The sequence below is a fragment of the Streptomyces sp. ISL-11 genome (assembly GCF_018614525.1).
Taxonomy (GTDB): domain Bacteria; phylum Actinomycetota; class Actinomycetes; order Streptomycetales; family Streptomycetaceae; genus Streptomyces.
The window spans coordinates 150457-160184 of sequence record NZ_JAGGOL010000017.1 but is presented as its reverse complement, the minus strand read 5'-3'; the positions used below and the strand labels follow the sequence as shown (position 1 = coordinate 160184).

Below are 9728 nucleotides of genomic sequence, written 5' to 3'. Positions count from 1 at the left end.
GGCACGACGGGCGCGGCGGTGGACGCCGCGCCCGTCGTGCCCGTACCGGACGCCGCCCGCCGGTGGGAGCGGGGCGCCGACCCGGCCTGCGGCCGGCGGGCGGTGCTCCGGGCGGCCGACGGCATCCGCACACCGGTGCAGATCGCCCGCGCGCTCGGACGCCCGGCCTTCGCCACCCTCCTGGACGTACGCCGGCTGGCGGCCCTGGGACTGATCCGCACCCCCGAACCGGTGGCCGCGCCGGCGGCGGCTCCGCGGCCCGCGGTCCGGGACGCCCCGGAGATCTCCCTGCTCTTCAGGATCCGTGACGCCTTGGAGGCGCTGTGACCGAGCCGCACTCCCGCCCGTACGCCTGCCGGACCCGCCGACTCCCATGATGAGGCGCGCCTTGAGACAGTTCACCGGAAGGAGACAGTCGATGACCGCCATGCCCGAGGTGCTCGCCGAGCTCCAGGGATTACGGGTACGCGTACCGCATCTGACGGGCGCGCTGGTGGCGAGCACGGACGGGCTGGTGATCGCGCACCACGTCACCGACATGGAACCCGACGGCGTGGCCGCGCTGACCGCGGCCGCCCTCGGGGTGGGCTCCCGGCTGACCGACGCCGTGGGCCACGGCGGATTCCGTGAACTGCTCGTCCGCGGCGAGCGGGGGTACGTGGCCACGTACGCGGCCGGGGCGTCCTGCGTCCTGACGCTGCTGGCCACGGGTGACGCCAACGTGGGCCGGCTGAATCTGGAGGCCCGCCGGGCGGGTGCCCGCGTCGCCGAGCTCGTCGCCGACGCGCTGGCGCACCGGCGGCAGGGCTGACCGCACCGCCCTCCCTCCTCCTCTCCCACCTTTCCTTTTCCTCATCCGACAACGGCATTGACGACGAAAGCGGGATTCTCATGGCGAACACCGAAGCGGCGCTGCAGGACGCGATGACGGCGATCGAGGGAGCCGTCGGGGTGGCCCTCGTCGACTACAGCAGCGGCATGGCCCTCGGCACGCTCGGCGGAACGCAGACCCTCGATCTGAACGTCGCCGCCGCCGCCAACACCGACGTGGTGCGCGCCAAGCTGCGGGCGATGGAGATGCTCAGCCTCCAGGACAGCATCGAGGACATCCTCATCACCCTCGGCACGCAGTACCACATGATCAGGCTGCTGACCGGCCGGAGCGGCAAGGGGCTGTTCCTCTACCTCGTCCTGGACGCCAAGCGGGCCAACCTGGCGATGGCGCGCCATCAGCTCAAGCGGATCGAGGCGGAGCTGGAGGTCTGACGGGCCCGGCGGGCCGCCGCGGGCTTCCGTGACGGCCCGGCCGGCCGGGCCCGGGTCAGGCCCGGGCGCCGCTCCGGTCGTTCTGGAGCAGCCACAGCTCGCGGAAAAGCCCCTCGGCCGCCGTGAGTTCACCGAAGGTGCCCTCCTGGATGACGCGGCCGTGGTCGAGGACGACGATGCGGTCCGCGACGGCGACGTTCGCGAGCCGGTGGGTGACCAGGACGACGGCCCGGTCCCGGGCGACCTCGCGCAGGCCGGTGAAGATGCGGTGCTCGGCCCGCGCGTCGAGGGCGCTGGTCGGCTCGTCCATGACGAGCAGTCCGGCCCGCCGGTAGAAGGCGCGGGCGATGGCGATGCGCTGCCACTGCCCTCCGGACAGGTCCACGCCGCCGAACCACTCACGGGCCAGGAGGGTGTCGAGACCGCTGCGCAGCCCGTCGACGACCTGGTCGGCGCCCGCGTGCGCGGCGGCCCGCATGACGGCGTCGTCCTCGCCGTGCGGCTGGCCGAGGGTGATGTTCTCCCGGGTGGACATGGGCCAGTGCGCGAAGTCCTGGGGCACGACGGCCGTCTGCCGCCACAGGGCCTGCGGCTCGAAGTCGCCGATGTCCTGGCCGTCCCAGGTGACCGCGCCCTCGGTGGGCAGGTACAGCCCGGCCAGGAGCTTGCTGAGGGTGGTCTTGCCGGAGCCGTTCTCCCCCACCAGCGCCAGGACCTCACCGCGCCGCACGTCCAGGCTGACCTTCTCCAGGGCCGGGTGGTCCGTGCCGGGGTAGCGGAAGGTCAGCGCCTCGGCCCGGACGGCCAGGGGCGCCGTGGGCACCTTGGTGCCGCGGCGCAGCCGGTGGCCGCCGGCCTCGTCGATGAACTCCGCCCAGTCGTCGAGGTAGAGCCCGGTGCGGAACAGGCGGGTGCCGTAGCCGACCATGCCGCGCAGGGACGAGCCGACCGTGCGCAGGGCGAAGACCGCCGTGCCGGCCGAGGCGACCGACATGCGGCCCGAGCCGAGCAGCAGCACCAGCGCCACCCATACGAGCCCGGAGGCCGCTCCCCCGGCGAGCGAGCCGAGCAGGGCGTAGCGCGCTCCCTGGTGCACGGCCCGGTCGGTGGCGCTGTCGATGCGGTTGCCGATCGAGCGGTAGCGGCCGAGGAGGAAGCCGGCCATCGTGCCGGAGCGCAGCTGATCGGCGAAGATCTTGTCGGTGGCGTGCCAGCGCAGGTGGCTCAGCACGCGGCGCTCGGCGCTCAGCGAGCGGGAGGTCCGGTAGTGGACGCGGGCGCCCTTCACGCTGGCGATGCCCTGCGGGAGGGTGGCCAGGACGAGCAGCGGCAGCAGCACGGGGTGCAGGAGGGTGACGACGCCGGCCGCGGCGACGAGGGAGGCGACGCAGGCGATGAGGTCCTGGGACTCGATGAGCAGGTCCTGGGCGACGTCCGCGCCCCGGTCGGCGGCCTCGCGCTTGTCGTTGAAGCCGGGGTGGTCGTAGGCGGCGAGTTCGGCGTTGATCGCCGCGTCGAGCATCTGCATCTCGGCCTCGCGGGAGATCCGCGGGGCGAGCCGGCTGGAGATGTTGCTGACGGTGATGCCGAGCAGGGCGCGGATCCCCGCGGCGCCGGCCAGCACCACGAGTGAGGGCAGTGCCTCCGCGAGCCGGTCCTGGATGTGGCCGGAGGCGATCAGTGCGGTGATGGTGCGGGTGGTGGCCAGCAGTCCGAACGCCTCGAAGGCTCCGGAGAGCACCTGGCAGCCGAGCAGCGCGATCACGGCGCGGCGGTCGACGCGCCACGCGAGGGAGAGCGCCTTGCGGACGAGCTGCGGGAGCCTTCTGCTCATCGAGCGTGCGGTCAGCGGGTTCTTGTCGAAGACGGCCAGGGTGGGAGATCGGAACCGTAATTCCTCGGTGGGCGTCCCGGTGATCTCGGCGGCCAACTTGTCCCTCCCGGTGATGTGTGGGCGAGTCGCGGCAGGAGCGGTTGCACGATGCCGCACGGCCCGCCGGGAGCGGGGACGAACAGCGGCAATTCACTCTAAGGTGGGGCGAGTTCGAGCACACAGGGACGGGTGGGACGCAGGTGGGGGCAGCTCCGCCGTGGTGCGGGATGCGGGCCGCGGGCTCTCCCGCTGTGCGGGGGCCGCCGCCGGCCCGAGTGGGTCCCGCGCTCACTTCTCCGGCACGACGACGCACGTACGGTCGGCGCCGGGCAGCCTCCCGTCGGCCAGGTAGGCGTTGACGGTGTCGTCGACACAGGCGTTGCCGTACGCGCCGTACACCCCGTGCCGGAACGAGCCCTCGACGATGACCAGCCGGGAGGAGTGCCACCGGGCCCGCATGGCGCGGGCCGTCGCGTACGGGACCCGGGGGTCGCCGGTGGCGTTGAGGAGCAGCGCCGGGACGTCGTTGTCGACGACGGTCGGCCGTTCGCGCGACGGCGTCCAGAAGGCGCAGGGCGTCACGTCGTTGAGGAGCGGGCCGAACAGCGGGTGCCGCGCGCGGGAGCGCTCGACGGCCCGCCGGAAGACCTCCACGTCCCGGGGGCCGGGCGTGTCCGCGCAGAGGTAGGCGGTCTGCGTGCTGCCGTAGGGCGAGCCCTTGGCGGTCAGCAGCTCCGGGAGCAGTTCGGCGAGCAGCTCGTCCGGTTCGGCCCGGCCGGTCCCGGCGGCCTGCCGGAGAGTGCGGACCATGCCGGCGACGTACGCGTCGCCCCGCGCGGTGTCGTCGCCGAGGGAGGCGAGCAGGAGGAGCGGTACGACGTGCTGGTCGAGCCGGTACGTCCCGACGGTCAGCGGCCGTTCGACGGCGGCGGTCTGGATGCGCGCGACGGTGGCCAGGACGGCGTCCGCGGTGCCGCCCAGACCGTAGGTGCCGTGGTGGGCGGCGGCCCGGTCCGCCCAGTCGCGCAGGGCGTCGTCGTGCGCCTGCTCGGTGCCGTGGATGGGCCACGGGGCGAGGCGGCCGGGCTCGTGCACGCCGTCGAGGACGACCCGGTCGGTGCGGCCGGGGAACATCGCGGTGTAGACCTCGCCCAGGTACGTGCCGTAGGAGATGCCCAGATACGAGATCCGCCGCTCGCCGAGGACGCCGCGGACGAGGTCCATGTCACGGGCGGCGTTCCGGGTCGAGGCGTACGGGAGCAGGTCGCCGGCCTGCTCCCGGCAGCGGGTGGCCAGGTCGCGTTCGAAGGCCGCCATACGGTCGAATCCTGCCCGGTCGGTGCCCGCCCAGCGGAAGTAGGAGGCGGTCGTCCAGCCGCAGTCCAGCGAGGTGTTGCGGCCGGTGAACCGGGGGTCGACTCCCACGAGGTCGTAGCGCGCGCCGACGTCCTTCATGGCGGCCCGGCGGGCCGTCAGGTTCTCGATCACGGGGTCGGCGGGCCCGCCCTCGTTGACGACGAGCGTCCCGGCGCGGTGGGCGGTGTCCGTCGCCGGCACGCGGGCGACGGCGACGGTGAGCGTGCGGCCGCCGGGGCGGGCGTAGTCGAGCGGGACGGTCACCTCGGCGCAGCGGCCCCCGACGGCCTCCAGCTCCTTGCCGGGCGCGTCCTCCGGTCCGCGCACACAGCTGTGCCAGGCGGGGCTCTGCCGGGAGAAGCGGCCGAGGGGGTCGCCGCCGGCGGGCCGGGCGGCGGCCCCCGCGGGGAGGGCTGCGGCCCCCGCGGGGAGGGCTGCGGCCCCCGCGGGGAGGGCTGCGGCCCCCGCGGGGAGGGCTGCGGCCAGGATCGCGAACGCGGCAAGTGCCGCCGCCCCGGCCCGCGTTCGATGCGTGAACATCATGTGACCGAGGGTAGCCGTCGCGCCGGGAGCGGCGCATGGGGGACAACCACCGGCGGCGGGTGGGGCCCGCCCCCATGCGCCCGCCCCCTTCCGACCGGATCGCATCACCGGGATTTCACCGGAACCAGGACGACGATTCCTACGCCGAACGACGGACCGCCGAACGAGTGAATTCCCGCCGCCGCCACCCGATCGCCCCTACGCTTTTCCCATGGTGAGCGCAGTGGATCCACGCACAGCCAAGACCTGTAGCAATCCGGTGGCCTTGCCGGTCGGTGAGGCATTCAGGCCCTTCTCCACCGTGACGATGTATTCTCTCCCGTTTCACGCGCCGGCCGGGCGGGCCGTCGACGTCGATCTGGCGGCGGAGTTGGACGATCCGACGGGCAACCCGGCACTCGGTTCGGTCGGGGTCCGGGTATTCCAGTGCTGTTCCGTACTCGACTCCGAGATCACCGATGCGCAGAAGAACGGCTCGATCGGGGCGGCCGGCCATCCCGCGGCCACGCGTCTTTCGCTGACGCTGAGCAACAAGTGCACCATTCCCACCAAGTTCGGCGAGGAATTCGTCTACTACCTTCAGCTCCGCATCAGCTTCGGCTCGGGCTCGGTGCACTTGTCGTATTCGGTGCGCTGATCCCGGTGCGCTGCGGTGGCGCCGCTCCCGGCCGCCCGGGCGGGAGCGGCATGCCGGGGGTGGCCGTACCGACATGTCCCGACACCGGCGAACTACTGCGTAAACGTTTCTCTTTTTCGCGCAACCGTACAAGCGTGCAGATCATCTAGCACTGCGGTGGCTTCGGCCGCCGCACGGCAGGAGCGGCAAGGTCGCGGCCCGCCGCTCCGTTTCTTTGGTTGCTGGAAAGGTCGATGCACGTGCACGTCGGTTCGGGCCGTCGCTCCACTCTCGTGATATCCGCTCTCATGGGCTCCCTGGTCCTCACCTCCTGTGCGGGAGGCTCCTCCGGCACCGGTTCGGAGGCCGGCGCCGAGGCGAGGATCACCATCAGCCCGGCCGGTGGCAAGGAGGTCCCGCCCGGCTCGCCGATATCGGTGAAGGCCGAGGGCGGACGGCTCACCGAGGTGGAGGTCAAGGACGACAAGGGCAACAAGGTCGACGGCGAGCTCGCCGGTGACGGCTCCACCTGGACGTCGGACAGCAAGGCCGGCCCGCAGACCACGTACACCGTGCGCTCGACGGCGAAGGGCGGCAAGAAGGGCGGCGGCAAGCAGTCGTCCTCGACCGCCACCTTCAGCACCGAGCGGGTCGAGCAGCTCAACAAGCTGACGAACACCCCGGCCAACGGACAGACCGTCGGCACGGGCATGCCCGTCTCGATCCTCTTCGACCACCCGGTGGACGCCGGAAAGCGCGCGGAGATCGAGAAGTCCCTCGAGGTCACCACGCAGCCGCGGGTGGAGGGCGCCTGGGGCTGGGTGAAGGACTGGTCGGGCCAGGACCGCGTCGACTGGCGGCCCAAGGACCCGTGGCCCGCCGGGACCAAGGTCTCGGTCAAGGGCTCGCTGGCGGGGATCAACACCGGTGAGGGCGGCTGGTTCGCGCGGAACTACGCCTTCGGCTTCTCCATAGGCGCCGACCGCAAGGCCGTCATCGACGTCCCCGGCCACACCCTGACCATGTACGAGAACGGCAGGCCGGTCGGCGACATCAAGGGCTCCGCGGGCTCCCCCGTCGACCCGACCCGCGGTGGCATCCACACGGTGCGCAGCAAGAACGCCGCGGAGACCATGGACTCGGCCACCATCGGCCATGGCAAGGAGTGGATGCTGGACTCCCAGTGGGTCACCCACCTGACCGCCTCCGGCACCTTCCTGCACTCCGCGCCCTGGAACAACTCCCTGGGCGTCGAGAACAACAGCCACGGCTGCTTCGGCATGACCACCAGCGATGCCAAGAAGGTCTACGACTTCCTGCCCATCGGCGCCACCGTGGAGGTCAAGGGCACCACCAGTACCAAGCAGACGGACGTCGGCAACGGCCTGGAGGTCTGGCAGGAGAACTGGCAGCAGTGGCAGAAGCGGAGCGCACTGAAGTGAGGTGAGCGGGCGCTGCGGGCCGTGTCGTGCGCACCACCGCTGCGCGGTGGTGTCCTCAAGCGCCGGACTGGCTGAAGGCAGCTGAGCCCAGCCACAATCAAGCCCGTCCGGCGTTTGAGGACGCGCCCGCAGGGCGCCCGCCGCCGCAGGCGGCGAAGACGGCCCGCGGCCGGGCCTAGGTGAACCGCCCGGCCGGCTCCGGCGACAGCGTCTCCAGCCCGGCAGGCAGCACCCCCGCGTGCACCACGCCCAGCCGCTGGGTCGCCCGGGTCAGTGCGACGTAGAGGTCGCTCACCCCGAACTCCGCCGGTTCCACCACGATGACCGTGTCGAACTCCAGGCCCTTGGCCTGCCGCGGGTCGAGCAACACCACCGGGCGGGTCAGGTCCGGGGCGGCGCCGGCGGAGGCGTCCGGGAGGACGGCGGTCAGGGCCGCGTGACGCTCGCGCGGCGCGATGACCGCGAGCCGCCCATCCTCGTGCCCCTCCCGCGCGACGGCGTCGGCGACCGCGCCGGTCAGGTCGTCCGCGCGGCGCGCCCAGGGCGGTACGCCCGTGGAACGGACCGAGCGCGGCGGTTCACAGCGGACGCCCGCGGACCGGAGCACCCGCGCCGCGGTCTCCATGAGCTCGGCCGGGGTGCGGTAGTTGACGCCGAGCCTGACGTGTTCCCAGCGGTCGCCGACGTACGGGGCGAGCGCCGTCTCCCAGGAACCGCAGCCGCCCGGTTCGGCGGTCTGCGCCGGGTCGCCGACCAGGGTCATCGAGCGGGTCGGACAGCGGCGCATCAGCAGCCGCCACGCCATCGGGGACAGCTCCTGCGCCTCGTCCACGATGATGTGGCCGAAGGCCCAGGTGCGGTCGGCGGCGGCGCGTTCGGCGGCGCTGCGGTGGTCGGCTTCCTCGTGCCGCTCCGCGAGCCGTTCCGCGTCGACCAGGTCGTGCGCGCCCAGCACCTCGGCGTCCTCGTCGTCGCGGTCCTCGAACTCCTGGGTACGGGAGCCGTAGGACAGGTCGAGCACGCCCTGCGCGTAGGCGATCCGTTCCTCGCGCTCGGCGTCGGCGGCGGCGCGGGCCGCCGAGTCGTCCTCGCCGAGGAGTTCGGCGGCCTCGTCCAGCAGCGGGACGTCGGCGGGTGTCCAGCCGCCGACGTGGTCCGCCGCGCGGCGGACGGCGTCCGCGTCGGCCTCCGGGAGGTGGACGGGGTCGGCGAGGAAGTCGGCGACCAGCTCCTGCGGGGTACGGACCGGCCACAGCTCGTCGACGGCGGAGCGCACGCCCGCGGAGGCGGCGACGGCCTTGCCGAGCTGGGCGATGTCGTCGGGGCCCAGGAAGTTCGGCCCGCCGTACGGGTCCGCGCCGAGCCGGTCGGCCAGTTGCGCGGTCAGCGCGTCGATGACGCGGAACGCGAAGAACGGACGGGCGAGGTTGTGGGGCAGCCCGGTCTCCCGGGCCCGGCGCCGCGCCTCCTCGGCCATGGCGGCGTCGAGCCGCAGCTCGCCGTCCTCGTGGTCGATGACGATCACGGGGTCGGGCAGGGTCTGCTGGTCCCGTACGAAGCGGGCCAGGGCGTCGGCCATCGCGGCGCCGCCCTTGACCTCGGCGGCCCTGGCGGTGTCGGTGCCGGTCGCGGTCACGCCGGGGAAGAGCTCGCCGGGGGTGGCGAGCAGGACGCCCGTCTCGCCGAGCGAGGGCAGCACCTCCGAGATGTAGCCGAGGAACGCCGGGTTGGGGCCGACGACGAGGACGGCGCGGCGGGCCAGTTGTTCGCGGTGCGCGTACAGCAGGTAGGCGGCGCGGTGCAGGGCGACGACGGTCTTCCCGGTGCCGGGGCCGCCCTCGACGACGAGCACGCCGCGGTGCGGGGCGCGGATGACGCGGTCCTGTTCGGCCTGGATGGTCCGGACGATCTCGTGCATCCGGCCGGTGCGGGCCGCGTCGAGCGCGGCGAGCAGCACCGCGTCCGCGTCGGCGCCCTCGTGCCCGGTGCGTTCGTCGTCGGTCAGGTCGAGGATCTCGTCGTGCAGGGCGGTGACACGACGGCCCTTGGTGGTGAGATGACGTCTGCGGCGCAGCCCCATCGGGGTATGGCCGGTGGCGAGGTAGAAGGGGCGCGCGACCTCGGCCCGCCAGTCGATGACCAGCGGGGTGTGGTCGGCGTCGGCGCGCCGGATGCCGATCCGGCCGATGTGGTGGTCCGCGCCGTCGCGGAAGGCCAGCCGGCCGAAGCAGAGGCCGTTCTCCCCCGCGTCGAAGGCGGCGAGCAGCCCGGACTGCTCGGCCACCAGCACATCGCGCTCCAGTCGTGCCTGGAAGGTGGTGCCGGCCGCCGACAGGACCTCCTTCATCGCCGCCTCGGCTCCGGTCCGCAGCTCGGCGAGGCGCTCGTACAGCAGGTCAATGAATTCCTGCTCGTCACGCATTTCGACGTTTGACAATTCGACTCCCGCCCGGGTATTATGGCCTCATAAAGCTTCCCCACTCCTTGAGTTGACCGACGGATCAGCCGGTCGGACGCAAGACAGGGAAACGTTTAATATACGCAGAGAAATACCTCGGACGTCAACACGGGTCCGGGGTTTTTGCATTCCCGGAGGCGTCGGCGGGTGTGCCCCTGCCGTCCGCGCGGGGCA

The 9728-nt window shown here is 72.8% G+C and carries 7 protein-coding genes and 1 pseudogene; 5 read left to right on the top strand and 3 right to left on the bottom strand.

The window, feature by feature from the left end; translation table 11 throughout:
- The 3 genes and pseudogenes from J7E86_RS05150 to J7E86_RS05140 form a co-directional block, all read left to right on the top strand.
- Positions 1-327, top strand: a pseudogene (locus J7E86_RS05150) (transcriptional regulator); the annotation flags it as partial.
- Positions 328-418: 91 nt separating this feature from the next.
- A complete protein-coding gene (locus J7E86_RS05145) occupies positions 419-811 on the top strand; it encodes a roadblock/LC7 domain-containing protein (protein WP_251018664.1) in 393 nt (130 codons plus the stop codon).
- An 80-nt stretch (positions 812-891) separates the two neighbouring features.
- The gene (locus J7E86_RS05140; RefSeq protein WP_215080186.1) at positions 892-1266 is read left to right on the top strand and encodes a hypothetical protein; all 375 of its coding nucleotides are present in this window, start codon (positions 892-894) and stop codon (positions 1264-1266) included.
- Positions 1267-1321: 55 nt separating this feature from the next.
- Here the strand turns inward: J7E86_RS05140 and J7E86_RS05135 are convergent, their stop codons facing one another.
- Together J7E86_RS05135 and J7E86_RS05130 are read right to left on the bottom strand one after the other, a co-directional pair.
- Entirely contained in the window at positions 1322-3196 is a 1875-nt protein-coding gene (locus tag J7E86_RS05135; RefSeq protein WP_251018663.1) for an ABC transporter ATP-binding protein, read from the bottom strand.
- A gap of 231 nt (positions 3197-3427) precedes the next feature.
- On the bottom strand, positions 3428-5038 hold the full coding sequence (locus tag J7E86_RS05130; RefSeq protein ID WP_215080184.1) for an alpha/beta hydrolase: 1611 nt from the start codon (positions 5036-5038) through the stop codon (positions 3428-3430).
- 211 nt (positions 5039-5249) lie between these two features.
- On the opposite strand from J7E86_RS05130, the gene J7E86_RS05125 reads away from it, so the two are divergent.
- Complete coding sequence (locus tag J7E86_RS05125; protein ID WP_215080182.1) at positions 5250-5675, top strand: hypothetical protein; 426 nt, start codon at positions 5250-5252, stop codon at positions 5673-5675.
- A gap of 233 nt (positions 5676-5908) precedes the next feature.
- The gene (locus J7E86_RS05120) at positions 5909-7096 is read left to right on the top strand and encodes an Ig-like domain-containing protein (RefSeq protein ID WP_215080180.1); all 1188 of its coding nucleotides are present in this window, start codon (positions 5909-5911) and stop codon (positions 7094-7096) included.
- A gap of 175 nt (positions 7097-7271) precedes the next feature.
- Here J7E86_RS05120 and J7E86_RS05115 read toward each other — a convergent pair whose 3' ends face one another.
- Positions 7272-9518, bottom strand: a complete 2247-nt coding sequence (locus J7E86_RS05115; RefSeq protein ID WP_215080210.1) for an ATP-binding domain-containing protein — start codon at positions 9516-9518, stop codon at positions 7272-7274.
- Positions 9519-9728: the final 210 nt, after the last annotated feature.

What these genes read in the sequence shown, in the direction of transcription:
- J7E86_RS05125 (WP_215080182.1), top strand. Translation starts at nt 5,250, where the DNA reads ATGGTGAGCGCAGTGGATCCACGCACAGCCAAGACCTGTAGCAATCCG.
- J7E86_RS05120 (WP_215080180.1), top strand. Translation starts at nt 5,909, where the DNA reads ATGCACGTGCACGTCGGTTCGGGCCGTCGCTCCACTCTCGTGATATCC.
- J7E86_RS05130 (WP_215080184.1), bottom strand. Translation starts at nt 5,038, where the DNA reads ATGATGTTCACGCATCGAACGCGGGCCGGGGCGGCGGCACTTGCCGCG.
- J7E86_RS05140 (WP_215080186.1), top strand. Translation starts at nt 892, where the DNA reads ATGGCGAACACCGAAGCGGCGCTGCAGGACGCGATGACGGCGATCGAG.
- J7E86_RS05145 (WP_251018664.1), top strand. Translation starts at nt 419, where the DNA reads ATGACCGCCATGCCCGAGGTGCTCGCCGAGCTCCAGGGATTACGGGTA.
- J7E86_RS05115 (WP_215080210.1), bottom strand. Translation starts at nt 9,518, where the DNA reads ATGCGTGACGAGCAGGAATTCATTGACCTGCTGTACGAGCGCCTCGCC.